This window comes from Actinoplanes sp. NPDC048967 (assembly GCF_040649415.1).
In the GTDB taxonomy this organism is placed as follows: domain Bacteria; phylum Actinomycetota; class Actinomycetes; order Mycobacteriales; family Micromonosporaceae; genus Actinoplanes.
In genome coordinates this window covers 202,342-226,827 of sequence record NZ_JBEZFL010000011.1, presented here as the reverse complement: position 1 = coordinate 226,827, position 24,486 = coordinate 202,342, and the positions used below count along the sequence as shown (strand labels likewise).

Sequence of the window (24,486 nt, the reverse complement as noted above, 5' to 3'; positions counted from 1 at the left end):
TAGGCTGGGCGGATGCGGATCAGCTCGCTGCACACGTACCCCGTCAAGGGTTGTCACCGCCTCGACCACGACGCGGCGCGAGTGGAACCGTGGGGTCTCGCCGGCGACCGCCGCTGGATGATCATCGACCCCGACGGGGTCGGCATCACCCAGCGCCAGGCCCCCGCCCTCACCGGCCTGCACGCCGTCCCCCGCCCCGGCGGCCTGCTGCTCAACGGCTTCGACGTCGCCGAACCCGAGGACGGCCCCAAGCAGACCCTGCGCGTCTTCAGCTCCAAACCGCCGCTGACCGCCCGGCTCGCCCCCGCCGCCACCGCCTTCATCTCCGACTTCCTCGGCCGCCCGGCCCGCCTCGCCTGGCTGGCCGACACGAGCGTGCGGCCGATCGAGACCCACGCCCGGCCCGGCGACCGGGTCAGCTTCGCCGACGGCTACCCGCTGCTGCTCACCAGCACCGCCTCCCTCGACGCCGTCAACGACTGGCTGCTCGAAGCCGGCGACGAACCCGTGCCGATGACCCGCTTCCGGCCCAACGTCGTCATCACCGGCGCCCACCCCTGGGCCGAGGACGACTGGCTCGGCCACCGCGTCCAGCTCGGTGGCACCACCTTCCGCGCCGCCAAGTCCTGCAGCCGCTGCGTAGTCACCACCGTCGATCAGGAGACCGGCGAAGTGGGCCGGCAACCGCTGCGCGCCCTCGGCCGGCACCGCCGCTACGACGACGGCCTGCTCTTCGGCATCAACCTCATCCCCGACATCAGCCCAGGTGAGACCGAAGTCATCCGGGTGGGGGAGTCTTCCTTAGCTCTGTCTTAGGAGAGTTGCCCACGGGCGCCGCACCCGCGAAGGATGCGTCAACGTGACTGCTCACCGTCTCCTCGCCCCCCGCTGGCTCGCCACCGGCGGCGCCGTGCTGCTCGCCGGCGTCCTCGGCGTCGCCCTGCTGCTGCAGCACAGCGACCCCGCGTGCGCGGCGCCACCGAGCAGCGCCAAACACAGCGGCAAGGCGACGTTCTACGACCTCGCCGGCACCCAGGGCAACTGCTCGACCAGAACCCCGGCCGACGACCTGTACGTGGCCCTGGGCAAAGGCGAATACTCCGGCGCGGCGGCCTGCGGCAGCTACATCGACGTCACCGGCCCCAAGGGCAAGGTACGCGTCAAGGTCTTCGACTCGTGCCCCGAATGCCCGGTCGGTCACCTCGACCTGAGCCGCACAGCGTTCAAGAAGATCGGCAAGGAGATCGACGGCATCATCCCGATCACCTACAAGACCGTGCCGAACGCCCCCGCCCCCGGCCCGCTGAGCATCACCTTCGTCGAAGGCACCTCGCAGTACTACTGGGCGATCAGCATCGACAACCACTCCAACGCCATCAGATCGGTGTCGGCCAAGGGCCCGGGCGGCAGCTTCAAAGCCGCGGCTCAGGAGGACTACAACGTCTGGATCATCGACGGCCGGATGGGCAACGGCCCGTTCCAGGTCAAGATGACCGACATCTACGGCAAGACGATCACGGCGAAGAACATCAAACTGCTCCCGCAGAAGAAGCAGACCACATCGGTACGCTTCGCCAACGGCACCAGCACCAACGTCGAAGCAGCGCCGAAGCCGGCCAAGAAGAAGGCAACGCCGTCCCCCAAGCCGAAGAAGGCATCCCCGTCTCCGAGCGTCACCTCCTCGTCGGCGGCGCCGGCCCCGGTGCTCGAAGCAACCGAAGCCGCACCCGATCAGGCCGGCGACGTGGCGCTGGCCGCGGCGGAACCGGCCGTGAAAGCGGCCTCCTGCGGCTGACGCAGCTCCAGCCACATGACCAGCTCGTCCCGGTCATCACCGGGACCGACCCGCAGCGCACCCGGAATGCGGCCGACCTCCCGGTAGCCGAGCCGCCGGTAGAACCCGTCCAGCCCGTGCCCGTCCCGGACGGTCACCTGCAAGGCAGCAAGTCGCAACCCTGAGGCGACGGCGGCGGCCTCCCGCATGAGGGCGGCGCCGTAGCCGCGGCCCTGACTGCCGGGCAGGACCATGACGCGCTTGAGGACCCGCCAGTGCGCCTTGAGCGGGAACCGGTTGTCGGCGATGAAGAGCAGGGCGACCAGGCGGCCGTCGTCGACACCGATCAGCAGCCGGTCGACGCCCTGGGCGACGGCGGCGAGGGTGGTCTCGGCGAGCGGGCGCACCTGGTCCTCGGTGACGGGAGCGACGAAACCGACCGCGCCGCCGGCGTTGGTGACATCGGTCCAGAGCGCGACGATGTCGGCCCGCAGGGCATCGGTCAACGGCGGGTCGAGCACGAACGACAGCGGCATGAGGCCATCCTTGCGCCCGCCGGTCCGAGAGGACCGACGGGCGACCAGGATGGTGCGCGGCACCACACGGTGCGGAAGGCGGGATTCGAACCCGCACGCTCTCTCGAGCACTGGGACCTAAACCCAGCGCGGCTGCCCGGTTACGCCACTTCCGCCCGATTTGCGCCCTAGCGCATTGTCGTGGTGAGTCTAGACGGTGGGGTGCTGTTCGCCATCCCGGGCTGCGGCTGCCCTCGCCTCTCTGTTGCTCAGTCCGGCTCGAGTGAGGACGTTGCCGATCACCCCCACTGTGACGGAGATGGGATCGGGTCTCCTGTTGCTCAGCTCCGCGGCGATCTGTCGCGGTCCCCAGGAGGGTTGGGCAAGCGCCGTGCGGATGATCGCCTGCCGATCGGTTGAAGGGATCGGCGGTCGGCGCTGTGAGGTGATGGACCCGCGTTCGGCCAGGCGGCGTTGCATTCGGTACACCGTTCCCCTGGTGCATCCGATCAGCCGTGCTGCCTGGCCGCCGGAGATTTCGTTCCGGGCGACCAGAGAAAGTAATTCAAGGACTTCATCCTCGCTCAGCGGGTCGCGGGGCGGCTGGTCCTCGGTGATGTTGCCCTGGTCATCCACTGACACGAGAGCGCGCGGATTCTGCCCGCTCTTGCGGCCCGCGAAGGTGGGCGTCTGGCTGTGGCAATTAGGGCACAGGAATCGCACGTTGTGCGGTCGGCAATCCCACAGCTGGCCGTCGACGTGATCAACGTGCAGCACCAAGGGGCTGCCGTTGTAGTGGTCGCTGACGCCGCATGCCGCGCAGAGGTAGGGCCGTCCCATCTCTATCAATGCTCGTCGCAACCGCGCCGGCTTTTCTCGATTCTGGCCCGGTGCGCGGAGAATCAGCACCTCGTCGGGTCCCTGCCGCTTCGGATTGGAGACGCCACGGTAGTGCCCTTGGCCCAGGAAATGCGATGTGTCGACGCCGAACTTGTCGATCCTTCGGCGTAGGTGTGCGTGTGCGCCGCCGTTCTGCGGCAGGCCGAGTTGGCGTAGGACCCCGGCCATGGATGTCGAGGCGGTGACCGCCTCACTCAGCATTTCTCGGGTGTACTTGACGTAAGCCATGTGCGTTTGTCCCTACCTGTAACCGACAGAGGTAGGTGGTCGATGTCTTTCACTGACCGTTGTGGAGGGCGGCATGGTTCTCGGGGTGACGCCCGACCACTAGTCACGCGTAAAGCCTAGTCCAGAGCTCGCCTGGATGTCCACCGCACGGCACGGCGGCCGCCTCGCGGATCGAGCCGCATGACGGCCGCCGTGGGATGGCGGTCCCCGCAGGGGATCAGTAGCGGAACATCGCCAGGCTCTGCTGGAGGTCGTGGGCCACCCGGGCGAGTTCGTCCGCCGCCGCGGCCGTGTTGGCCGCCGCGCTCGTCGTTTCCGCCGCCGCTTCGGCCACCTCGGCCACGTTCGAGGAGATCTCGGTGGAGCCCGCGGCCACCTCGCCCACGTTGCGGCCCATCTCGTTGGTGGTCGCGGTCTGTTCCTCGACCGCGGCCGCGATCGCCGTCTGGGTCGCGTTGATCTGGTCGATGACCGCGCCGATCTCGGCGATGGCGGCGACGGCCGCGGCCGAGTCGGTCTGGATCGCGTCGACCCGGGTACGGATGTCCTCGGTGGCCCGGGCGGTCTCCTGGGCCAGTTCCTTGACCTCGCCGGCCACGACCGCGAAGCCCTTGCCCATCTCGCCGGCGCGGGCCGCTTCGATGGTCGCGTTCAGGGCCAGCAGGTTGGTCTGGGCCGCGATCCCGGTGATGATTTTGATGACCGAGACGATCTCGGCCGAGGACTCGCCCAGCTTGTTGAGGATCGCCCCGGCCTCGCCGGAGATCCGGACCGCCTGGCCGGCCACGTCGGCCGCGCTGGAGGTGCTGCGGGCGATCTCGGTGATCGAGCTGCCGATCTCGTCGGCGCCGGCGGAGACCGTCGCGATGTTGACGCTGATTTCCTCGGATGCCGTGGACACCGCGTGGGCGCGGCCGGCCGAGCGGGCCGCGGACGCGTTCATCCGGCCGGCCACGCCGGTGAGGTCCTCCGAGGACGAGGCCAGCGTGGTGACGTTGGTGCCGATGTCGCGCAGGGCCGCGGTGAGCCGGTCGAGGGCGGTGTTGAGCGCCTCGCCCATCCGGCCGACCTCGTCGCGGCCCTTGACCTCGAGGCGCTGGTCCAGGCGGCCTTCGGCGAGTGCTTCGAGGACCTTGACGGTCTGGCCGAGCGGGCGGGCGATGGCCCGGCTGACCACGACGGCGATGACGGCGGCGAAGGCCATGGCGCCGGTGATCAGCGCCAGGATCAGGATGCGGGCCATGGTGGCGTTGCTGCGGGCGTCCGCCATCTGCTGCTGGGCGGCTTTGTCCTCGATGCCGGCCAGGTTGTTCAGCGCCACGGTGATCTTGCTGGTGAGCGGGTCGATGTAGTTGTTCTGCACGCCCAGGTAGGTGCCGAGGCTGTTGGCCGTGGCCGCCGGGACGAGCTGCTGGTCGCGGATCTTGCGGTATTCGGCCAGGCCGGCCGTGAACGCGCCGCGGTCGGTCGCGGTGCCGGCGGCCGGGTTGGCCGCGTACGCCGCCCAGGTGGTGTCGATGTCGCTGTCGAGCCGTTCGATCGCCATCCGCACGTTGCTGACGTCGGCCAGCGGGGAGCGCAGGATCAGCTTGGCGGACAGTGAGGTGGCCTGCTGGACGTCGGCCCGGACCTCGCCGAGGCGGGCGATGGCCTGCACGTTCTCCTGGTACATGGTCTCGAGCCGGTTGTTGGAGCCGCGCAGCTGGGCCAGGCCGGTCAGCCCGACCGCGATGACCAGCAGGCTGAGCACGCCGAAGGAGGCGAACAGCTTCTGCGACACCCGCAGGTTCCGCAGCGGGCCGCCGCCCTGGCCCTTCTCGCCGGAGGAGGGCCGGGTGCGGGGACGGCGGGGCTTGGCGAGCGGCATCGGCGGTCTCCGGAGGGGATGGACAACAGGTGCCGCTCTAATCGGCACCGGCCCTCAGCATCCGCGAAGTTTGCCGCAAAAGTCAGTCGATACCGAGATCCCGGCGCAGCTTGGCGACGTGCCCGGTGGCCTTGACGTTGTAGAAGGCGTGCTCGATGGCGCCGTCCTCGTCGATGACGAAGGTGGAGCGGATGACGCCGGTCACCGTCTTGCCGTACATCTGCTTCTCGCCGAACGCGCCGTACGCGGTCAGCACGCTTTTGTCCTGGTCGCTGACCAGCGGGAAGGTGATGGCGTCGCGCTCGCGGAACTTGGCCAGTTTGGCCGGGACGTCCGGGGAGATGCCGACGACCTCGTAGCCGGCCGCCTGCAGCGAGCCCAGCGAGTCGCGGAAGTCGCAGGCCTGGGTGGTGCAGCCGGGGGTCATCGCCGCCGGGTACACGTACAGGATGACCTTGCGGCCGCGGAGGTCCTTCAGCGTCAGGGTGTCGCCGTTGTCGGTGGGCAGGGTGAACTCGGGGGCCGGGTCTCCCGGGGTGAGGCGCTCAGTCATGGTCCGAAGATAGCGGGGCTGCCCGCAGCCGCAGCACGCCCGTCGCCGCCATCGCCACGCCGGCCCCGATCGCGACCAGCACGGCGGCCCGGGCGGTCCAGGACGGGCCGGGGAACGCGACGACCGCCTGGCGGAAGACTCCCGCGTCGGCGAAGCCGCCGAAGACGGTCAGCAGTGCGCCCCCGAGGGCCAGCAGGAACGGCGTACGGCCGCGCAGGGTCAGCACGCCCGCGGCCACTGCGACCAGCGCTGCCACTATCGCCGGGGTCTGGCCGCCCGCGCCGAGGCTCATCCGCGTCACCGCGTACCCCAGGGTGATCGTGCCCGCGATCAGCGCGACCGGTCCCAGCAGCCGGGCGCGGCGCCGGCCCAGGGCCGTCAGGCCGGCGGCCAGGGCGAGCGCGCCGGCCCACCACAGCCAGGCCGGCGGTGGTGGCTCCCAGGTCAGGGTGCCGCGGACCTCGATGGTGCGCACGCCGTCGCGCAGCGGCACGACCCAGTCGTTGATCTCGTGACTGCGGGACGGGTCGGCCTGCGCCTGCGGCGGCAGTTCGTCGTCGAGCCAGCGGGTGCGCTGGTCGTGCCAGCGCACGGTGGTGCCGGTGGAGACGCGGCGCCACTGCGGGGCCGCGGTGGGGGAGGCGCCGGCGGGCACCGGGGTGTCGCCGTCGAGGGTCCGGTTCGTGTACGTGGCCGGCGAGTTCACGTTCTCGTACGTGCCGTCGGCCCGCACCTCCAGGTAGGGCTCCTCCTGGTAACCGAGCACCTCGACCGTACGCCCGGTGTCGTTGACCAGCTCCAGCCGCGCGCCGGCCTCCACGACCCGGACGCTCAGCCCGGGCTCGGCCGGACTGAGGCCGGTCACCTCCGTGCGGTACGCGGTCGCGTCCGGGCCCTCACCGCCGTGGGCGGAGGCCGGGCCGGCCGGTACGAGCAACGCACCGGCCAGCACGGCGACGAACAGGGTGGTACGCCTCACGCGCCGGCCGCCCCCACCGCGGCGATCAGGGCCTGCGCCGTGGGCGACTCGAGGGCCTTGCCGCCGACCATGACGGTCGGTGTGCTGTTGACCCCGCGGGCGCCCGCGGTGTCGGTCACCTTGGTGGCCCACGCCTTGTACGTGCCCTTGTCGATGGCGTCGGCGAACGCGGCGTCGGTGAGGCCGACGGACTTGCCCAGCTCGATCAGCTTGGCGTCGTCGAGGCCGGCGCTGCCCTCGGCGGGCTGGTTGGCGAACAGCACCTTGTGGTACTCGGCGAACTTGCCGCCCTGCGCCGCGGCGGCCGAGGCGGCGGCGGCCCGGGTCGAATACTCGGTGCTGGAGGCGCGGTCCAGGATCGCGATCGGGTGGTACTGCACGGTCACCTTGTCGGTGGCGACGAGCTGGTCGATCGTGCTCGCCGCGCCGGCCTCGAACTGGCCGCAGGCGGGACAGATGAAGTCCTCGTAGATGTCGATCTTCACCGGGCCGGTGCCGACCGCGAAGGCCGTACCCTCGTCGACCGCCACGCTCGGCGTGGTCAGGCCGGCCGTCTTGTCGCTCTCCTGGCTGGCCGCCACGCCCCAGCCGATCAGGCCGACGACGACCAGCAGGACCACGACGCCGAGGCTGGTCCAGAGGGTGACCCGGCGCCGGCGTTCCCTGGCCAGCTGCTCCTGGACGACCCGCTTGGCCTTCGCCTTGTCTCGGTTGCCGCTCACTGTTCCCCCATCAGGACACCATCGATCGAGTAGCGGGTCCGCGGTCGCCACAGCAGGATCCCGGCGAGCAGCAGGAAACCGGCGTCCCGGACGAGATCCCACGTGTACTGCGGGGTCTGCCCCGCGCCCAGCTCCCCGCCGGTGCTGAAGCAGCCGCAGTCGATCTGCAGGCCGCGCGCCCAGGCGGAGATGATGCCGGCGATGAAGATCACCAGCAGGCCGGCGGAGATGCCGGCGCTGAGCCGCACCGCGAGCCCGGCCAGCAGCAGCAGGCCGAGGGCGATCTCCAGGAACGGCTGGGCCGCCCCGATGACCTTCGCCACCTCGTACGGGAAGAGGTCGTAGGCGTTCACCGCCCGGCCCGAAGCGGCCAGGTCACCGACCTTGAGCCCGCCGGCGACCAGCCACACCGCGGCCAGACCCAGCCGGGCAGCCGTGGAGATCCACAGCCAGCCGGACGTCGTGCGGGCGGACTGCCCGATCTCCATGCTCACGCCCCCTTAGTCGGCGCTCGCGGCCGCCTGGTTCCGTCCTACCGCCTGGGGGTTTGCTGTGTGATGGGCCGAAAGTCCCTGAATGATCAGCTGGCCTGGGCGGCGGTGACCGCGGCGACCAGTTCCTCGCGGGCCCGGGCGACCCGGGAGCGGATGGTGCCCACCGGGACCTCCTCGACCTCCGCGGCCTCGGCGTAGGACATGCCGAGCACCTGGGTGAGCACGAACGCGGTGCGACGTTCCTCACCGAGCCGGCTCAGCAGGTCGGCGGCGCCGAGCCGGTGCGCGGGATCCGGCTGCCGCGGTACGTCGGCCCAGGCCTGCGCGGCCAGCCGGGCGTCGAGCCGGCGCCGGCGCACCACGGCCCGCAGGTGGTCGGCGCAGGTGCGCCGGGCGATGCCGAGCAGCCAGGTGCGGACCATGGCCCGGCCCTCGAAGCCGGGGAGCGCCTTGAAGGCGCGCAGGTAGGTCTCCTGGGTGAGATCGTCGGCGGCGCCGGGATCCACCAGCGCGGCGGTGAACCGCCACACCTCCGCCTGGGTGCCGCGCACGAGGGCGGCCTGCGCGTCCGCGTCGCCGCCGCGGGCGGCGAGGGCGAGGGCGGTGAGGGGGTCGGCCGCTGTCACAACCGGAGATGGTACGCCGGAGGAAAATGTCAGAGGTTCCGGGAACTATCGACCCCGTGCCGACGACAACCTCCTGTCCTCACGTTTCCGCCCGCCGCGGGCCTGTGCCGCGACCTTGGTGCGGGGGCCGCCGAGCCATCGGGGAGCATTGCCCGCATGACCGTTGATCGACCCGGCGCAATCGAACGACTCCGGCGACCCCCGGCAGGGCTCGCGTTGGCGCGTTTCCGGCGAATGCTCGCCGCGGCGGCCGGGCTGCTGATCGGGTTGTTCTGTGTGCTCCTCGGGCCCACCGCGCCGGCCAGCGCGCACGCCGCGCTGGTGGGCAGCGACCCGGCCAACGGCACGATCGTGCCCGACGCGCCCAACAAGATCACGCTCAGCTTCAGCGAGTCCGTCCAGCTGGTCTCCGGCAAGATCCAGGTGCTGGCCCCGGACGGCAGCCGCGCCGACCAGGGCGAGCCGCAGGCCGCGGGGGGCACGGTCACCGTCCCGCTGCGCTCGGGCGGCGGCCGGGGCACCTACCTGGTGAGCTACCGGGTCGTCTCGGCGGACAGCCACCCCGTCGCGGGCAGCCTGACCTTCTCGGTCGGCGCCGCCTCCACCCCGCCGACGGAGTCCGCGGCCGCCGAGTCGGTCGATCCGGTGGTGCGGGCCCTGATCCCGGTCGGCAAATACCTGGGGTACGCCGGCCTGGTGCTGCTCGTCGGCCCGGTGCTGGTGCTGGCCCTGCTGTGGCCGCACCGGCTTTCCCGGCAGGGCGCGTCGCGGCTGGTCTGGACCGGTGTGGGCCTGGTCCTGGGCAGCACGGTGCTGGCCCTGTGGCTGCAAGCGCCGTACACGACGGGCAGCGGGCTGTTCGGCGTCTCCGGTGACGACCTGCAGGACGTGCTGGGCAGCACGTTCGGCGCGGTCATGCTGGTCCGGCTCGGGGTGATCGTGGCGGCCGGCTTCCTGCTGCGCCCGCTGCTGCGCGGCGAGGGCGGCGAGTCGAAGGCAGACCTGGCCCTGCTCGGCGTCCTGGGCGTGGCGGCGCTGGCCACCTGGCCGCTGACCGGGCATCCGACGGCATCGCCGGTGGCCGGGGTGTCCGTGGTCGTCGACGCGATCCACCTGGCCGCGATGTCGGTCTGGCTGGGCGGGCTGGTCATGCTGGTCGGTTTCCTGCTGCGCCGGGCCAACGAGCGTGAGCTGGGCGCGATCCTGCCGATCTGGTCCCGCTGGGCGGCGACCGCGGTGGCCGCGCTGATCATCGCGGGCGCGGTGCAGGCGCTGATCGAGGTCGCCTCGTTCAAGGGGCTCTTCGGCAGCACGTACGGGCGGCTGATCCTGGTCAAGATCGGGCTGGCCGCGGTGGTGATCGGCATGGCGGCGGTCTCGCGGCGGCTGGTCCGCGGCCGGACCGCCGAGACCGGGCCGGGGCTGCTGCGCAAGATCGTGATGGCCGAGCTGGCGGTCACCGCGGTGGTGCTGGGAGTCACAGCGGCGCTGGTGCAGATCCCGCCGCCGCGGACGGCCGGCGCGGCGGAGAGTGCCGCCACGTCGACGACCATCTCGCAGACGATCACCGACAAATCGGTGTCGTTGCAGGTGGACGTGTTCCCGGCGACGGTGGGCAACAATTCCCTGCACCTGTACGCGTACACGCCGGACAACAAGCCGCTGCCGGTGGTCGAGTGGACCGCCACGGCGGCGCTGCCGGCCAAGGGGATCGAGCCGATCGAGGTGCCGTTGCTGCGGATCACCGACTTCCACGCGATCGGGGACATCGCGCTGCCGGCCGCGGGGGACTGGACGTTGAAGTTCACCGTACGCACGAGCGACATCGACCAGTCCACCTTGACGATGACCGCCAAGATCTCCTGACACCCGCTCTTCCCGATGGCCCGGTCCGCACCCGCGGACCGGGCCATTGTCATACCTCTCGGGGCCTAAGTAACTGTTTATCCAATTTGGTGTTATTTCGGTCTGTATGGTCTGCGCAGTACCACCGAGAAGGGGGAGATCGAGATGCGGGTGTTCCGCACGATCCTCGGCATGCTGTTGCTGACAGCCGGACTACCGACGCTGCTGGTGGGGTCCGCATTCTGGGCCGCCATGCAGCACCGCGACCCGGGCGGCGCCTTCACCGGCGACCTGCAGCGCGTGGCCACATCCGGGTACGCCCTGGTCGTCGACGACTTCGACGGGCTGCTCCGCAAGGACGCCCCGTTCGTCCGGCTCGGCGACACCCGCCTGCGCCTGACCGCCGAGTCCAGCGGCGCACCGGCGTTCCTGGGCATCGCCCCGGCCGCGGCGGTCGACCGCTACCTGGCCGACGTCCCGCACATCGCGGTCTCCTCGATCGACCTGGGCACCGGCGCGCTGCCGGTGACCGGCAAACTGCGCCCGGGCACCATCGCCCCGGAACAGCTGCCGGGCCGGCAGACCTTCTGGCTGACGGCGGGCACGGGCACCCTCGACTGGAACCCGAGCGAGCTGCGCGACACCCGCTACAGCCTGGTGGTGATGAACCCGGCGGCCCAGCCCGGCGTACGCCTGGAAAGCTCGGCCAGCATCCTGCCCGGCTGGCTGAACCAGGCCACATGGGCCCTGCTGATCCTGGGCAGTCTCCTGGTGATGATCGGCATGATCGTCCTGGGCTGGCCGTCCCGCCGCCGCGAGGTCGTCTACGTGGTCGAACCGAGCCAGGTCCCGGACCTGATGCAGGCGATCGGCGCGCCCCTGCCCCTGAGCCGTACGGGTGGTGGCCGGCATGCGGGCACCCACCGCCCCCGCACCCTGGCGGACTCGCAGCCGCGATCCCGCCCGCCGATGACCTGGCCGCCGTCCTCGTCCTCGCGGCCGTCTTCCGGCCGCGGCGCGGCGATCCCGATGCCGGCCGCCGCGACGATGACGTCGCCGGCCCCCGCCCAGGTCGGCGCGTCGGCCTCCGGCGGTTCCGCGGCCCCGGCAGCCCGCCCCGCCGCCGAAATGGTCGAGACCGCCGCGTCCGTCGAGCCGACGCCGGCTCCCGGTGAGCCGCTCGACCTCATCGCGAACCGTCCGGCCCCGGGCTCGGCGGCCGACCCGTCGCCGCTGAACGACCCGCTGTTCGGCCGTGGAACCGACCGCCAGGGCCGGCGCCGCCCAGCGACTCCGCAGCCGACCAACCTCCCGATCTTCGAAGCATCAGCGGTGGGGGCGTGGGTGGCCGAGACGGCGGCGGCCCGGGCCCGCGAGACCGAGGTACGGGCGGCGGCGGCGATCAACGCGGCTCGTAAGCCGACGGCTACGTCCGAGAGCTTGAACACCCCGCAGGGGGTCGGGAAACCGGCCGAGACGCAGTCGCCGGTCTCGCCTTCGGCTGAGCAGGCGGCTGCTGCCTCGCCGGAATCGCCGGAGTCGCCGTCGTCGGCTGAGGTCGGGCAGGGGTCTGCGGCGTCCCAGGCAGCTGTGGCCAGCGGTGCTGCGCTACGGGCCACTGCTGCGGGTGCTGCGGCTGTCCGGGCTGCTGCTGCGGCGAAGCCGGAGGAATCCCCGGCGAAGGCGGCGGTGGGCTCGTCCGAAGCTGCCGCTTCGCCGGCTGCTGGCGGACCCTCCTCGGCTGCCGGGTCTCGCGTAGCTGGTGGGTCCGCTCCGGCTGCCGCTTCCCGGGCTGCTGGTGGCTCGCCCGAAGCGGCCGGGTCTCAGGTGGCCGGTGCTTCCCCCGAGGCTGCCGGATCTCACGCAGCTGGTGGGTCCACTGCGGCTGCCGCTTCCCGGGCCGCTGGTGGCTCGCCGGAAGCGGCCGGGTCTCAGGTGGCCGGTGCTTCGCCCGATTCTGCCGGGTCTCGCGCAGCTGGTGGGTCCGCTCCGGCTGCCGCTTCCCGGGCTGCTGGTGGCTCGCCCGATTCTGCCGGGTCTCGCGCAGCTGGTGGGTCCGCTCCGGCTGTCGCTTCCCGGGCTGCTGGTGGCTCGCCCGAAGCGGCCGGGTCTGAGGTGGCCGGTGCTTCCCCCGAGGCTGCCGGATCTCACGCAGCTGGTGGGTCCGCTCCGGCTGCCGCTTCCCGGACCGCTGGTGGCTCATCCGAAGCTGCCGGGTCTCAGGTCGCCGGTGCTTCGCCCCAAGCTGCTGCTTCCGATGCGGCTGGTGACTTGCCCGCTGCCGCGGCGTCCCAGGCGGCGGCTGGTTTGCCTTCGGCCACCGCCGCTCGAGTGGCTGGCTCTTCGTCTGAGGCTCCGGCGGCCAAGGCTGCTGACTCCACCGCAGCGGCTGCGCCCAAGGGTGTTACGGGTCCGCGTGCTGCTTCCGGGGGAGATGGTGCTTCCCGCGAGCCCGACGCCGCGACGGCGGATGTCGGCTCCGATGCGGTTGCACCGGCCAAGGCCGCGCGGCCGGCGGATGCCACGCCGCGGAACGCCCTGTTCGGCGGGTCTTCCTCGCCGGGATGGGCGGCCACCGGCCTGACCCGCGCGGACTCCGGGCGGGTCGGCCTGACCAGGAACCAGCTCAAGAACGCCGACCAGGCAGCGACCGCGTCGCGCCGCCCCGAGGACAAGCCTGCTGCCGGCCGACCGGCCGCCTCGGGTGACGGCTCGGCCGCGGCAACGGCCCCGGGCACCACCAGCCCGGCGGCCAAGGCATCAGCTCCGGACAAGGGCACCCCGGCGGGAAACGCCCGGACCGCGCCGACGACACCGCGCCCCGCTGTCCCGGCATCGACGGCGAAGCCGGCAGGACCCGTTTCCGCGCCGGCCGAGCCCGGTCGACCGGCGACCGAGCAAGTTCAGCCCCGGGGCGCGGCGAAGGCTGCCCAGCCCGAGCCGGCAACGACGGCGATCCGGCCGGAAGCCCCGGCCGCCCGGCCCGGCACTCAAGCAGCTCCGGCCCAGCCCGCGGCATCGAGTGCGAACCCGGTCGCGCCCGGCGGAACGACGACCCCGACCCAGCCGACCGGCTCGGCCCGGACGTCGTCGGCCGCTACGCCGCAGCCGCACCACGTCGCTCCCACTGCGTCCGGCGGAGCTTCCGGACCGGTGAGCTCCGGATCTCAGCCGGTCGCAGCGCAGGCCCAGGCGCAGCCGGGACCGGGAGGCACCGCGCCGACCCCGACCAGACCGGCACCGACGGGGCCGACCCCGGTCCCGCCGACTACTCCCGCGAATCCGCGCCCGTCGGTACCCGGCCCGTCCCGCCCGGCCGACCCGGACCGCGAGCCGGTGCCGTCCAGCTCGGGTAACGCCACCACGACGGTTCGGCCTCCGGCCGCCGCCGCGACCACGGACCAGCAGGCGACCGCCGGCCGCACGCCGCCGGCGTGGCCCGCAGCGAGGCAGAACACGCCGAGCAGCCCGGCCCCGCGCACGGAGCCGACTGTGGCTCAGACGACACAGGCCGAGCCGACGAAACCAGCGACGACGCGGTCGGAGCCGATGCAGGCGGAGCGGATCCGGGCCGAGGCGAACCAGGCGGAGACGGCCGCGGCGGAGCCGGTCAAGGCGGGGAATTCCGATCCGCACATCGCCGAGCAGCGTGCCCGTCCGACCAGCGCGCAGGCGCAGCCGAACACTGTCACCCGCCCGGCCGACGCCCGCCCGGCCGACGCCCGCCCGGCCGACACCCGCCCGGCCGACGCCCGCCCGGCCGACGCCCGCCCGGCCGACACCCGCCCGGCCGACGCCCGCCCGGCCGACGCCCGCGCGGCGGACACCCGCCCGGCGGATGCCGGGCTGGCTGACACCCGCCCGGCCGTTGGTGCGGAAGCGACCGATAAAGCCAAGTCGACCGGGGCTGACGCTGACAAGGCCAAGGCGCACCAGGTCGAAGCGGACAAGGCCGAGCGGGACAAGGTCGAGGCGGGCAAGGCTCAGGCTGGCCAGGTCGAGGCGGGCAAGGCTGAGGCAGGCAAGGCTGAGGTTGGCCAGGTCGAGGCGGGCCAGGCTGAGGCAGGCAAGGCTGAGGTTGGCCAGGCCGAGGCGGACAAGGGCAAGCGCAAGCCGGACGGTTCGCTTTCGCGGCTGGCGGCGTACAAGGCTGAGGTTGCGGAGCTGCTCGGGGGTGACTCGGCCGCTCGGCGGCGGCGGAAGAATGTCACTGCTTCCGGACTTCCCGCGCCTGATCCGGCTACCCAGGAGCCGCCGATCAAGGTCACCCGGCCGCCGCGTAAGGGTGGCTCGCGTTCGAAGGACTGACCGGGCGCAAAGCTGGGGCGGCCGTGACCCGGGAGGGCCGCGGCCGCCCTTAGAACTTCAGATATTCGAAAAAGGGCCCTCCGCGCTGCCGACGCGGAGGGCCCTTTTACCGGGGGAACGGAGTAACCGAAGGGGGCCTTCGTCCGTTAAGCACACTTTAACCCTTGGACGGGCGAACTGGGTAGTCCTGGGGCTAATACGGACAATCCAGGGTGAACGTGCCCGGCGCTGGTGTGGTGTCCCCGGCGGGCGGGTACGGCGGACGCGGCGACACGGTTTCCGCCCGGCGCGTAGGCTGAGCGGGTGGCGGATCTTCTGGTGTGGATCGACTGTGAGATGACGGGTCTCGACCTGGGCAAAGATGCCCTGATCGAGGTGGCCGCATTGGTGACCGGTCCCGATCTCGACGTTCTCGGCGACGGCATCGACCTCGTCATCCATGCCGACGACGCGGCGCTGGACGCGATGCCGGAGGTCGTGCGCGACATGCACGCCAAGTCCGGCCTCACCGACGAGGTACGCCGTTCCACCGTCACCATGGCGGAGGCCGAAGAGGCCGTCCTCGCGTACATCAAGCAGTTTGTGCCCAATCCCCGCTCGGCGCCGCTGTGTGGCAATTCCATCGCCACCGACCGGGGTTTCCTGGCCCGCGACATGCCGGCGCTGGACGACTTCCTGCACTACCGCATGATCGACGTCTCCTCGATCAAGGAGCTGGCCCGCCGCTGGTATCCGCGGGTGTACTTCGGCCAGCCGCAGAAGGGCCTGGCGCACCGGGCCCTCGCCGACATCCGCGAGAGTATCCGCGAGCTCGAGTACTACCGCCGCACGGTGTTCGTGCCGCTGCCGGGCCCGGACGTCGACCAGGCCCGGGCGATCGCGGCGGAGCTCTGAGCCACGCCGAGCGGTAACCCGGTCGACGACTCGGTGGGTGCTGCCGCTATGCTTGTCCGGCACGCGTCGCGGGGTTCCGCGGCAAGGCGGCATGGTGGTCGTAGCTCAGCTGGTAGAGCACCGGGTTGTGGTCCCGGGGGTCGCGGGTTCAAGTCCCGTCGGTCACCCCAGAGCAGTCGGGTCGGAAGGGTCAGTCGCGTAATGCGGCTGGCCCTTCCGCCGTCTGGGCGCGCCGGGGTCGCTGATGAGGCCGGTCGGCAGGCTGAAGTGCGCGATGGGCGCCGATCAGCAAATGATCGACGCCCGTGGGAAAAGGCCGCGGCTACTGGCCCGCGCGATCCCGGAAAGTCCACGCAGCCCCACCCGTCGGCATCCGCCGCCCGTTAGGTCCCTGCTGCGGCGCCGGCTCGTACAGGTCGTCGTCGTTCTCTCGCTCCAGCCGCGCGGCCAGGTACGCGGCCGCCGCCCGGTCCTCCTCGTTCGGCGCCGCCATCAGGGCGTACACCAGGCCCAGGACGCCGAAGATCACCGTCAGGCCGATCGGGATGAGCAACGTGCTCGCGCTCGCTCCCGTCACCGACGCGCCGGTCGCCGCGGGGTCCGGCTGGACCGACATGGCCGACATGCCCGTGAAGTGCATGCCGTTGACCGCGATGCCCATGACCAGCGCCGACGCCACGATCGCCAGGGGGCGCTGGACCGTCATGGCCAGCCACAGCGCCACGGTCGCCGCCACCACCGCGATCACCACCGCCGCCACCACGCGGCTGGTCATGTAGTCGATGGTGCCGTCGAGGTGCATCGCGTACATGCCCGTGAAGTGCATCGCGGCCACGCCCAGGCCGGCGAAGAGGCCGCCGATGATCAGGCGGGCGCCCTGGACCTTGGTGCCGCGGGCGGCGATCGACAGGCCGATGGCGACGGCGCCGATGGCGATCAGGGCGCTCAGGGCGGTCACCGGGACGTCGTACCGGATCGGCATGCCCACCACGCTGAAGCCCAGCATCGCCACGAAGTGCATGGTCCAGATGCCGGTGCCGCCGATCGCGACCGCCGCGAGGGTGAGCCACCAGGCGCGCCAGCCGGCGCTCGGCGCCGTGCGCAGCCGGACGGCGCACACCAGCCCGAGCAGTGAGCCCAGCACGGACAGCGTGTAGCTGAACGTCGGCGTCAGCCAGCCGTGCTCGAAGTGGTGGATCTGCGCCATGCCTGGTCACTCCCTTGATCGACCTACCGATGCATCCTTCCTGGCTTATTCGCGTTCGGCATCGCGATGAAGGGCGCCCGGGCCGGAAATCGACGTTGGTAGGGGGCATTCCTGACTGATCGGAGCCCCGGGGTGACCGTCGACCGGAACGATCGGTCAGGACGGACGAGGCGCTTGTTGCCCCAGGTAATCGGTGACTGGACCGAGGGTGATCACGCCGCTGCCGGCTCCGGCGAGCTCACCGGCGGCTGGGCGGAGTTCCGCGCGGACCCGGGCGAGCATGTCCTGATCGTCGAGTGCCCGGGCGGCGCGGGCGACCAGACACAGTCGCGCCTCCCACAACAGATCGTGCGGCGACTCGGGGACCGCGCGCAGGGCGGCGGCCGCCCGCTGCCGGCTGCCGCGGGCCAGCAGCACCAAGGGCCGGGCCCAAGGCTCGTACGGGCCGAAGTCGCCATCCGGCGCACCGTCCAGGTCCAGGCTGAGCAGCGCCAGCGCAAGCAGCCCGTCCGCCATCCCCGGCATGCCGCTGCCGTTCAACCTGACCTGAGCCGCCCGGTACGCGACCGCCGCCTCGCCGGTCCGGCCGTGCAGGGCGAGCCGCAGCGCGCGGTACCACTGGGTCAGCACCCCGACCAGTGGCAGGTCGTAGCGTTCGGCGAGCTGGTCGGCCGCCTGCGCGTGGGCGTCGGCGACGGCGGGCTCACCGAGCGCGCTGTGCGCCTGGACCAGGATCAGGTGACCGAGCACCTCGAAAGTGACCAGTTCCTGCCGGGCGGCCACCGCGACCAGTTCAGCGCCGATCCCGGCCCGCTCCCGAGCCAGCCCGGTCCGGCTGAACGTGTGCATGAACCGCGCGTTGAGCGCGAACGCCAGCAGCCCCGGATCCCCGGTCCGCCGGGCGATGGCCTCGGCCTCCCGCGCTGCCCGTTCCCCGCGGTCGGTGGTGGTGCCGCGCAGCTCCAGCGCGATCGTGCTGAGCAGCCGGCCGCGCTGCTCCGGCCGGTCCGGGCCGAGGGCGGCCAGGGTGCGTTCGGCCAGCTCGACGATCTGCTCGGAGAGCCGGTCGTCGTCGTTGCGGGTCCAGGCCGCCGGCACGTCGAAGGCGGCGAGGACGCTCGCGGCCAGGTCCGGGTCGTCGATCTGCCGGACGGCGGCGACGGCCTCGGCCCGGTGCCGGCGCGCCTCATCCAGATGCCCGGTCACAGCCAAGGCCCGCCCGAGCCCCATGACAGCTGCCAACCGCCCCCGGTCGACCGCCAACCGCCCCGGGCCGCCGTCAGCGAGCCGGCCGGGGCCGCGGTCGGCCGACGAACCCGGGCCGCCGTCAGCGAGCCGGCCGGGGCCGCCGTCCGCCTGTGCACCGCGGTCGTACGCGTCCAGGGCCTGCCGCCACAACCGAACCGCCTCATGCGGCCGTGAACCACGTTCCGCCAGCTCAGCCGCCGCCCCGCTGTAATGGGCAGCCCGCGCCGCGGTGCCCGGCGTCCCCGCGCGGGCGAAGTGATGGGCAAGCGCAGTGACGTCCTCCGGACGCAGCCGTTCCAGCACCGCCCCCGCGGCGGCATGCCAATGAGCGCGGCGCAACGCGGACAGGTCCCCGTAAACCGTGTCCCGAATCAGCACGTGGGTGAACCTGAGCTGCCCACCAGGCCCGTCCTCGGCGAGCAGACCGGCCCGCAGACCGGCGTCGAGGCCGTCCAAGGCGTCGTCGGCCAGCCCCGGGAGTGCGGCCAACACATCCGCGTCCACGTCACGGCCGAGCACCGAGGCCTGCCGCAGTACGGTCTGCGCGGGCTCAGGGAGCCGGGCGAGGCGGTGCCGGATGACGTCGCGAACCCCGGCCGGCACCTGCTCCAGGGCCGCTTCGCCCTCGGCGACGACCAGCCGCGCCAGCTCGCGCACGAAGAACGGGTTACCGCCGCTCCGGCGATGGATCAGCCGCGCAGCCGGCGCGTCCAGGCCGGCCCCGGCGACGGTACGGGCCAACGCCGCCGTCCCCACCTCATCAAGCCCGCTCAGGTAAACCCGCACCGGCTCGCTCCGAGCGAACCGGGCCAACGCCGCCGTCAGCTCCGCCGTGATCTCGGTGGCCCGGAACGTCCCCACCACGAGCACCGGCACCGGCTCCACCGCCAGCGCGGCGACCAGATCCAGTGTCGCCTCATCGGCCAGGTGCAGGTCGTCGGCGACCAGCAGCACCGGCCCGTGCGCCGCGGGCGCGGTCAGCTGGGCCACCGCAGCCTGCCGCCGCCGGAGCCGGGCCACAGCGGGATCCCCGGCCGGCCCCGGCGCGTCCTGCTGGTGCGGCCAGGTCACCGGCGCGCCCTCGTAGTCTGGGCTGCGTCCCCAGGTGGCCGTCCAGCCGAGCTCGGCCAGTCGGTGGGTCAGCGCCTCGGCCAGGGCGGTCTTGCCGGCACCGGCCTCCCCGGAGATCAGCGCGAGCCCGGACCGGCCGCGCGCGGCGACGCCCTCGGCCGCCCGCACCAGCTGGGCCAGCTCGTCCTCACGGCCCACTAGCCCCGGTCCAAGCGACGCGACGAACCCGGGCAAACCGACGGGCCCCGGCGACGCGGCGGGCCCGGGCGACGCGGCGGGCCCGGGCGACGCGCCGGGCCCGGGCGACGCGGCAGGACCCGGCGGCGTGGCCGGCCCAGGCGACGCGACGGACCCAGGTGACGCGGCAGGGCCCGGCGGCGTGGCCGCTCCGGGCGGCGCGGCGGGTCCCGGCGACGTGCCGAGCCCGGGCGGCGCGACGGGTGAGAACGGGCTCAGGTGCGGCGCCTGGGCCAGGATGTCGGCCTCCAGCTTGCGCAGGCGCGGGCCAGGATCCACGCCGAGCTCGGTCGCCAGCGTCGTGCGGATCCGGCGGAGGGCGGCCAGCGCCTCGCCCTGACGTCCGGACCGGTAGAGGGCGGTGGCCAGCAGGTGCCAGGCGTCCTCGCGCAACGGCTGGGCGGTGGCGTGGGCTTGCAGATCGGAGGCGGCATCGGCGGCCCGGTCCAGGGCGAGTAGGGCCTCGGCGCGGCGTTCGGTCGCCAGCATGCGGAGTTCGTCGAGGCGGTCGGTCTCGGCGCGGGCCCAGTGCTGGTCGGCGTACTCCGCGTACGCGGGTCCCTGCCAGAGCGCGAGCGCCGCGTCCAGCTCGGCCAGCGCCCGGGCCGCGTCCCCGGCGGCGAGCAGGTCGCCCGCCGCGAGCACCACCGCCTCGAACCGCCAGGCGTCCACCGCGTCCGGGGCGGCCGTCAGCGCGTACCCCGGCGGCGCGGTGACCAGCAGCCGGGCCGGTTGCCGCGGTGGGCGGTCGGGCTCCAGGGCCCGGCGCAGGTCCGACACGAACGTGCGCAGAGCCGGGACCGCCCCCGGCGGGGGCTGCTCCCACAGGTCGTCGACCAGCAGGTCGACCGGCACGACCCGGCCGCGGGCGATCAGCAGGCGGGCCAGCACGGCCCGGTGCCGGGGACCCTTCAGCGGTACGGGGCCCAGCGCGGTGCTCGCCCGCACGGGTCCGAGCACGCCGAAGGCCACCATGACCCCATCTAAGCAGCGTGTTGATCCGCTGCTCATCCACTGCTGATCCCGCCCGGGCAGCCTGGCCGGCATGAACCTTTCGATCACCGGATTCGACTACCAGCGGGTCACCGTCGCCGAGGACGTGGCGCTCAACGTCGCGGTCGGCGGCTCGGGCAGCCCGATCGTGCTGCTGCACGGCTTCCCGCAGACCCACCTGATGTGGCGGCACGTCGCCGCCGACCTCGCGGCCGACCACACCGTCATCTGCCCCGACCTGCGTGGCTACGGCGCGAGCGACAAGCCCGCCGGCGACGCGTACGCGAAGCGGACCATGGCCGCCGACATCGTGGCGCTGGCCCGCGCGCTGGGCCACGACCGATTCGCCCTGGCCGGGCACGACCGTGGCGCACTGGTCGCCATCCGGGCCGGGCTCGACCATCCGGAAGCGGTCACCCACCTCGCCTCGCTGGACGTGCTCCCGACGCTGGACATGTGGGACGTCATGCACGGCGTCAGCGCCGCGGTGGGTTTCCACCTGTACCTGATGGCGCAACCGTCCGGGCTGCCCGAGGAGCTGATCGGGGCCGCCCCGGACGCCTTCTTCGGCCACTTCCTCGACATCTGGACCCAGGACCCGCAGGCGATCCCGCCCGAGATTCGTGCCGAGTATCTGCGGGCCTGCCGCGAGGCGGTTCCGTCGATCGTGGCCGACTACCGCGCCTCGGCCGGCGTCGACGTGGAGCACGACCGCGCCGACCGGGCCGCGGGCAATCAGCTGCGGATGCCGGTCACGGTGCTGCAGCAGGACTGGGGCGCGGCGTTGGGCTTCGACGCGGCGGGCATCTGGCGGGCCTGGGCGCCGGACCTGGAACACCGTACGGTCTCGTGCGGCCACTACATGGCGGAGGAGGCCCCGGCCGAGGTGGTCAAGGCGTTGCGCGGTCTGCTGAGCCGGTAGCGGACCGGGCGGCCGATGTCAGGAGTCGAAGCCGAGGCCGACCTTGTCCAGAGTGCGCAGCCAGACGTTGCGGCGGCCCTCGTGGGCGTCGGCCCGGGCGATCGACCAGCGGGTCAGCTCGATCACCCCGGACCGCACCGGTTCCGGCGGGAACGGCACCGGTTTGCGGCGCACCATCTTCAGCCGGGTCAGCTCGGTCCGTTCGCCGGTGAGCAGGTCCAGCATCACGTCGGCGCCGAAGCGGGTGGCTCCCACGCCCAGCCCGGTGTAACCCACCGCGTACGCGAGCCGCCCGCTGTGCGCCGTACCGAAGAACCCGCTGAACCGGCTGCACGTGTCGATGACACCGCCCCACTTGTGCGTGAAACGCACGCCTTCCAGCTGCGGGAAGGTCTGCGCGAAGTGCTCGGCCAGCACCGCGAAGGTGGCTTCGCGCTGGTCGCGTTCCGGGCTGATCCGCCCGCCCCGGTAGTAGATCGCGTCGTAGCCACCCCACAGGATCCGGTTGTCCGCGGTGAGCCGGTAGTAGTGGAACTGGTTGCCCGCGTCGCCCACCCCCTGGCGCCGCTGCCAGCCCACCGAGGCGAGCTGCGTGGCGGTCAGCGGCTCGGTCATCAGCACGTAGTCGTAGATCGGGACGACATAGTGGCGCAGGCGGCGCAGCAGGTTGCCGTGCGCGCCGGTGGCCAGGGCGACCTTCGCCGCGTCCAGCCGGCCGCGCCAGGTGTGCAGGCTGAGGCCGGTACGGGTGGTGCTGATCCGCTCGACCGGGGAGTTCTCGTGGATCCGGACGCCCAGCTCCAGGCAGGCCCGGCGCAGTCCCCAGACCAGGCGGGCCGGGTCGACCATCGCGCAGCCGGTACGGTCCCAGACCCCGCCGAGATAGGTGGGGGAGTCGACCTCGGCGCGGACCTGGTCGCGGTCCAGCAGCGTGACGTCCAGCCCGCGGGCGGTCGCCTCGGCGTGGTACGCGGCCAGCTCCCGTACCTGCCAGTCCGCGGTCGCCACGTTGAGCTCCCCGGTACGGGCGAAGTCGCACTCGATCCCGTACCGGTGGACGGTCTGCTCGATGCCGTCCAGGTTGGCCCGGCCGAGCCGTTCGAGGGTGTCCATCTCGTCGGGGAAGCGGCTCAGTCCGTTGTCGAAGCCGTGGGTGAGGCTGGCCGCGCAGAACCCGCCGTTGCGCCCGGAGGCCGCCCAGCCCGCCGTACCGGCCTCGATCACCACGACGTCGCGCCCGGGGTCGCGTTCCTTGGCCAGCAGCGCCGTCCACAGCCCGCTGTAGCCGGCGCCGACCACGGCCAGGTCCGCCGCTTCGATCCCGTCCAGCGGGTCGGCGGCCGGCGGCGCGCCCGCCTGAGCGAGCCAGTAGGGCTCGGGCACCGCGTCGGCGAGCGCGCGCGCCACCATGCTCAGGAGTTCTTCCGCGGCCGCGACCGGATGCTGCTCACCACCGCGATCAGCACCCCGCCCACGAAGATCAGCGTGCCCATCACGTTGACCTGCGGCGGCAGACCGACCCGGGTGGCGCCCCAGATCCACAGCGGGAACGTCGTGGTGGTGCCCGCGGTGAAGTTGGTGACCACGAAGTCGTCGATGCTCAGGGCGAAGGCCAGCAGCATGCCGGACATCACCGCGGGCATGATGATCGGGAAGGTGATCCGCCAGAACGTGGTCCACGGGCTGGCCCCGAGGTCCGCCGCGGCCTCCTCGACCGAGCGGTCCAGGGTCAGCACCCGGGCCCGCACCACCACCGCGACGAACGAGATCGAGAACATGATGTGCGCGATCGTGATCGTCGTGGCGCCGAGTCCGACCCCCAGGGAGACGAAGAGCGTCAGCAGCGAGGCGCCCATCACCAGCTCGGGGGAGGACATGGTGGCGAACATGATCAGGTTGACCGTGCCCGAGCCGCGGAACCGGTAGCGGCCCAGCGCGTAGCCGATGCCGGTGCCCAGCGCACCCGCGACGACCGCGGTGAGCACCGCGACGACCAGCGAGATCACCAGGGCCTTGGTCAGCTCGTCGAGCGCGAAGACCCGGCCGTACCACTTGAGGGTGAAGCCCTCCCAGGTCTGGTTGTAGCGGCCCGGGGTGTCGTTGAAGCCGAACAGGATCATGATGAGCACCGGCAGCGTCAGCCACGCGATGATCACCCAGGTGTAGATGTACAGGGCCCGCCCGCCGGTCAGCCGGGACCGGCGCGGCGCGACCGCGGGGGCGTCCTCGACCATGGTCATCGCGCGGCCACCTTCATCACGTCCTCCGTGCCCAGGGCCCGGGCGTAGGCGAAGACCCCGATCAGCAGCACCGCCATCAGCGTGAAGGACAGGGCCGAGGCGGTCGGATAGTTGGAGCTGGTCAGGTACTGCGACTGGATGACCTGCCCGATCATCGTGGTCGACGAGCTGCCCAGCACCGCCGAGTTGACGTAGTCGGAGCTGGCCGGCACGAAGGTCATCAGCACACCGGCGAAGACGCCGGGCAGGGCCAGCGGCAGGATCACCTTGCGGAAGGCGGTGGCCGGGTCCGCGTACAGGTCGCGGGCGGCCTCGACCACCCGCGGGTCGATGCGTTCCAGGGCCACGTAGACCGGCAGGATCATGAACGGCAGGAAGTTGTAGACCAGCCCGCCGATCACCGCCACCGGGGTGCCGAGGATGTGGAAGCTGTCCGGCAGCAGCCCGGCGCTCTTCAGCGGGCCGAGCAGCATGCCCTCGTCGGTGAGGATGTAGCGCCACGAGATGGTGCGCAGCACGAACGACACGAAGAACGGCAGCAGCAGCAGGAACAGGTAGGTCGGCTTGCGCCGGCCACCGTAGAAGGCGATCCAGTACGCCACCGGGAACGCCAGCACGATCAGGATGACCGTGGTGATCGCTCCGTAGATCAGCGAGCGGACCAGTTGGGTGCGGTAGTTGCCGATCGCGTCCACGTAGGTCTGCCAGTGGCCGGTGAACACGTACCCGGAGACGACGTCACCCTCTTGCAGTGACAGCGACAGCATCGTCACCATCGGGATCACGAAGAACAGCAGCAGCCACAGGCCACCCGGCAGGATCAGCAGGTAGGGCGCGAGCACCCGGCGTGAACGCGACACGGC

The 24,486-nt window shown here is 72.3% G+C and carries 21 protein-coding genes and 2 tRNA genes; 7 read left to right on the top strand and 16 right to left on the bottom strand.

What is annotated here, in order from left to right; genetic code table 11:
- Positions 1-12: 12 nt before the first annotated feature.
- Both AB0C12_RS37445 and AB0C12_RS37440 read left to right on the top strand, forming a co-directional pair.
- Positions 13-816, top strand: a complete 804-nt coding sequence (locus AB0C12_RS37445; protein ID WP_360555168.1) for an MOSC N-terminal beta barrel domain-containing protein — start codon at positions 13-15, stop codon at positions 814-816.
- 43 nt (positions 817-859) lie between these two features.
- The gene (locus tag AB0C12_RS37440; protein ID WP_360555166.1) at positions 860-1,795 is read left to right on the top strand and encodes an expansin EXLX1 family cellulose-binding protein; all 936 of its coding nucleotides are present in this window, start codon (positions 860-862) and stop codon (positions 1,793-1,795) included.
- Here AB0C12_RS37440 and AB0C12_RS37435 read toward each other — a convergent pair.
- The 9 genes from AB0C12_RS37435 to AB0C12_RS37395 form a co-directional block, all read right to left on the bottom strand.
- A complete protein-coding gene (locus AB0C12_RS37435) occupies positions 1,732-2,310 on the bottom strand; it encodes a GNAT family N-acetyltransferase (protein ID WP_360555164.1) in 579 nt (192 codons plus the stop codon). The genes AB0C12_RS37440 and AB0C12_RS37435 overlap by 64 nt on opposite strands.
- Before the next feature lie 70 nt (positions 2,311-2,380).
- Positions 2,381-2,465, bottom strand: a tRNA-Leu gene (locus AB0C12_RS37430).
- A gap of 34 nt (positions 2,466-2,499) precedes the next feature.
- On the bottom strand, positions 2,500-3,417 hold the full coding sequence (locus AB0C12_RS37425) for a hypothetical protein (protein WP_360555162.1): 918 nt from the start codon (positions 3,415-3,417) through the stop codon (positions 2,500-2,502).
- 217 nt (positions 3,418-3,634) lie between these two features.
- On the bottom strand, positions 3,635-5,284 hold the full coding sequence (locus AB0C12_RS37420; RefSeq protein WP_360555160.1) for a methyl-accepting chemotaxis protein: 1,650 nt from the start codon (positions 5,282-5,284) through the stop codon (positions 3,635-3,637).
- 82 nt (positions 5,285-5,366) lie between these two features.
- Positions 5,367-5,837 (bottom strand): thioredoxin-dependent thiol peroxidase, encoded by a 471-nt coding sequence (gene bcp / locus AB0C12_RS37415; protein ID WP_360555158.1) that lies wholly within the window; start codon positions 5,835-5,837, stop codon positions 5,367-5,369.
- Entirely contained in the window at positions 5,830-6,816 is a 987-nt protein-coding gene (locus AB0C12_RS37410) for a hypothetical protein (RefSeq protein WP_360555156.1), read from the bottom strand. The genes bcp and AB0C12_RS37410 overlap by 8 nt, the downstream gene beginning before the upstream one ends.
- Positions 6,813-7,538, bottom strand: coding sequence for a thioredoxin domain-containing protein (locus AB0C12_RS37405; RefSeq protein WP_360555155.1), 726 nt, complete (start codon positions 7,536-7,538; stop codon positions 6,813-6,815). The genes AB0C12_RS37410 and AB0C12_RS37405 overlap by 4 nt, the downstream gene beginning before the upstream one ends.
- The gene (locus AB0C12_RS37400) at positions 7,535-8,026 is read right to left on the bottom strand and encodes a MauE/DoxX family redox-associated membrane protein (RefSeq protein WP_360555410.1); all 492 of its coding nucleotides are present in this window, start codon (positions 8,024-8,026) and stop codon (positions 7,535-7,537) included. The genes AB0C12_RS37405 and AB0C12_RS37400 overlap by 4 nt, the downstream gene beginning before the upstream one ends.
- Positions 8,027-8,118: 92 nt before the next feature.
- Positions 8,119-8,658: a sigma-70 family RNA polymerase sigma factor gene (locus AB0C12_RS37395; RefSeq protein WP_360555153.1), complete on the bottom strand. Its 540-nt coding sequence runs from the start codon at positions 8,656-8,658 to the stop codon at positions 8,119-8,121.
- A 234-nt stretch (positions 8,659-8,892) separates the two neighbouring features.
- Here AB0C12_RS37395 and AB0C12_RS37390 point away from each other — a divergent pair, with 234 nt between their 5' ends.
- Positions 8,893-10,524, top strand: a complete 1,632-nt coding sequence (locus AB0C12_RS37390) for a copper resistance protein CopC (RefSeq protein WP_360555409.1) — start codon at positions 8,893-8,895, stop codon at positions 10,522-10,524.
- Positions 10,525-10,716: 192 nt separating this feature from the next.
- Here AB0C12_RS37390 and AB0C12_RS37385 read toward each other — a convergent pair whose 3' ends face one another.
- A complete protein-coding gene (locus tag AB0C12_RS37385; RefSeq protein ID WP_360555152.1) occupies positions 10,717-11,415 on the bottom strand; it encodes a hypothetical protein in 699 nt (232 codons plus the stop codon).
- Between the two features lie 2,255 nt (positions 11,416-13,670).
- Complete coding sequence (locus AB0C12_RS37380; protein WP_360555150.1) at positions 13,671-13,985, bottom strand: hypothetical protein; 315 nt, start codon at positions 13,983-13,985, stop codon at positions 13,671-13,673.
- Between the two features lie 10 nt (positions 13,986-13,995).
- Here AB0C12_RS37380 and AB0C12_RS37375 point away from each other — a divergent pair, with 10 nt between their 5' ends.
- The 3 genes from AB0C12_RS37375 to AB0C12_RS37365 all read left to right on the top strand — a co-directional run bounded on the left by AB0C12_RS37375 (position 13,996) and on the right by AB0C12_RS37365 (position 15,875).
- Positions 13,996-14,811 (top strand): hypothetical protein, encoded by an 816-nt coding sequence (locus AB0C12_RS37375; RefSeq protein ID WP_360555148.1) that lies wholly within the window; start codon positions 13,996-13,998, stop codon positions 14,809-14,811.
- Positions 14,812-15,114: 303 nt separating this feature from the next.
- Positions 15,115-15,705, top strand: coding sequence for an oligoribonuclease (orn, locus tag AB0C12_RS37370; protein ID WP_360555146.1), 591 nt, complete (start codon positions 15,115-15,117; stop codon positions 15,703-15,705).
- A gap of 94 nt (positions 15,706-15,799) precedes the next feature.
- Positions 15,800-15,875: transfer RNA gene (locus AB0C12_RS37365), tRNA-His, on the top strand.
- 152 nt (positions 15,876-16,027) lie between these two features.
- Here AB0C12_RS37365 and AB0C12_RS37360 read toward each other — a convergent pair.
- Both AB0C12_RS37360 and AB0C12_RS37355 read right to left on the bottom strand, forming a co-directional pair.
- Positions 16,028-16,912 (bottom strand): MHYT domain-containing protein, encoded by an 885-nt coding sequence (locus tag AB0C12_RS37360; protein WP_360555144.1) that lies wholly within the window; start codon positions 16,910-16,912, stop codon positions 16,028-16,030.
- A gap of 156 nt (positions 16,913-17,068) precedes the next feature.
- Positions 17,069-20,443 carry a BTAD domain-containing putative transcriptional regulator gene (locus AB0C12_RS37355; RefSeq protein WP_360555142.1) on the bottom strand — a complete coding sequence of 1,125 codons (3,375 nt, stop codon included), beginning with the start codon at positions 20,441-20,443 and terminating at the stop codon, positions 17,069-17,071.
- 70 nt (positions 20,444-20,513) lie between these two features.
- Between AB0C12_RS37355 and AB0C12_RS37350 the strand changes: the two genes are divergently transcribed.
- Entirely contained in the window at positions 20,514-21,383 is an 870-nt protein-coding gene (locus AB0C12_RS37350; protein WP_360555141.1) for an alpha/beta hydrolase, read from the top strand.
- Between the two features lie 18 nt (positions 21,384-21,401).
- Here the strand turns inward: AB0C12_RS37350 and AB0C12_RS37345 are convergent, their stop codons facing one another.
- From AB0C12_RS37345 to AB0C12_RS37335, 3 genes are read right to left on the bottom strand one after another with little or no spacing between them, the layout of a single operon-like run.
- Positions 21,402-22,793 carry an FAD-dependent oxidoreductase gene (locus AB0C12_RS37345; protein WP_360555139.1) on the bottom strand — a complete coding sequence of 464 codons (1,392 nt, stop codon included), beginning with the start codon at positions 22,791-22,793 and terminating at the stop codon, positions 21,402-21,404.
- A gap of 2 nt (positions 22,794-22,795) precedes the next feature.
- Positions 22,796-23,623: an ABC transporter permease gene (locus AB0C12_RS37340; RefSeq protein WP_360555138.1), complete on the bottom strand. Its 828-nt coding sequence runs from the start codon at positions 23,621-23,623 to the stop codon at positions 22,796-22,798.
- A complete protein-coding gene (locus AB0C12_RS37335; protein WP_360555137.1) occupies positions 23,620-24,483 on the bottom strand; it encodes an ABC transporter permease in 864 nt (287 codons plus the stop codon). Before AB0C12_RS37335 ends, AB0C12_RS37340 begins: the two co-directional genes overlap by 4 nt.
- Positions 24,484-24,486 lie beyond the last annotated feature (3 nt).

What these genes read in the sequence shown, in the direction of transcription:
- AB0C12_RS37445 (WP_360555168.1), top strand. Translation starts at nt 13, where the DNA reads ATGCGGATCAGCTCGCTGCACACGTACCCCGTCAAGGGTTGTCACCGC.
- AB0C12_RS37435 (WP_360555164.1), bottom strand. Translation starts at nt 2,310, where the DNA reads ATGCCGCTGTCGTTCGTGCTCGACCCGCCGTTGACCGATGCCCTGCGG.
- AB0C12_RS37425 (WP_360555162.1), bottom strand. Translation starts at nt 3,417, where the DNA reads ATGGCTTACGTCAAGTACACCCGAGAAATGCTGAGTGAGGCGGTCACC.
- AB0C12_RS37420 (WP_360555160.1), bottom strand. Translation starts at nt 5,284, where the DNA reads ATGCCGCTCGCCAAGCCCCGCCGTCCCCGCACCCGGCCCTCCTCCGGC.
- bcp (WP_360555158.1), bottom strand. Translation starts at nt 5,837, where the DNA reads ATGACTGAGCGCCTCACCCCGGGAGACCCGGCCCCCGAGTTCACCCTG.
- AB0C12_RS37400 (WP_360555410.1), bottom strand. Translation starts at nt 8,026, where the DNA reads ATGGAGATCGGGCAGTCCGCCCGCACGACGTCCGGCTGGCTGTGGATC.
- AB0C12_RS37390 (WP_360555409.1), top strand. Translation starts at nt 8,893, where the DNA reads ATGCTCGCCGCGGCGGCCGGGCTGCTGATCGGGTTGTTCTGTGTGCTC.
- AB0C12_RS37385 (WP_360555152.1), bottom strand. Translation starts at nt 11,415, where the DNA reads ATGCCGGCCACCACCCGTACGGCTCAGGGGCAGGGGCGCGCCGATCGC.
- AB0C12_RS37360 (WP_360555144.1), bottom strand. Translation starts at nt 16,912, where the DNA reads ATGGCGCAGATCCACCACTTCGAGCACGGCTGGCTGACGCCGACGTTC.
- AB0C12_RS37355 (WP_360555142.1), bottom strand. Translation starts at nt 20,443, where the DNA reads ATGGTGGCCTTCGGCGTGCTCGGACCCGTGCGGGCGAGCACCGCGCTG.
- AB0C12_RS37350 (WP_360555141.1), top strand. Translation starts at nt 20,514, where the DNA reads ATGAACCTTTCGATCACCGGATTCGACTACCAGCGGGTCACCGTCGCC.
- AB0C12_RS37345 (WP_360555139.1), bottom strand. Translation starts at nt 22,793, where the DNA reads ATGGTGGCGCGCGCGCTCGCCGACGCGGTGCCCGAGCCCTACTGGCTC.
- AB0C12_RS37340 (WP_360555138.1), bottom strand. Translation starts at nt 23,623, where the DNA reads ATGACCATGGTCGAGGACGCCCCCGCGGTCGCGCCGCGCCGGTCCCGG.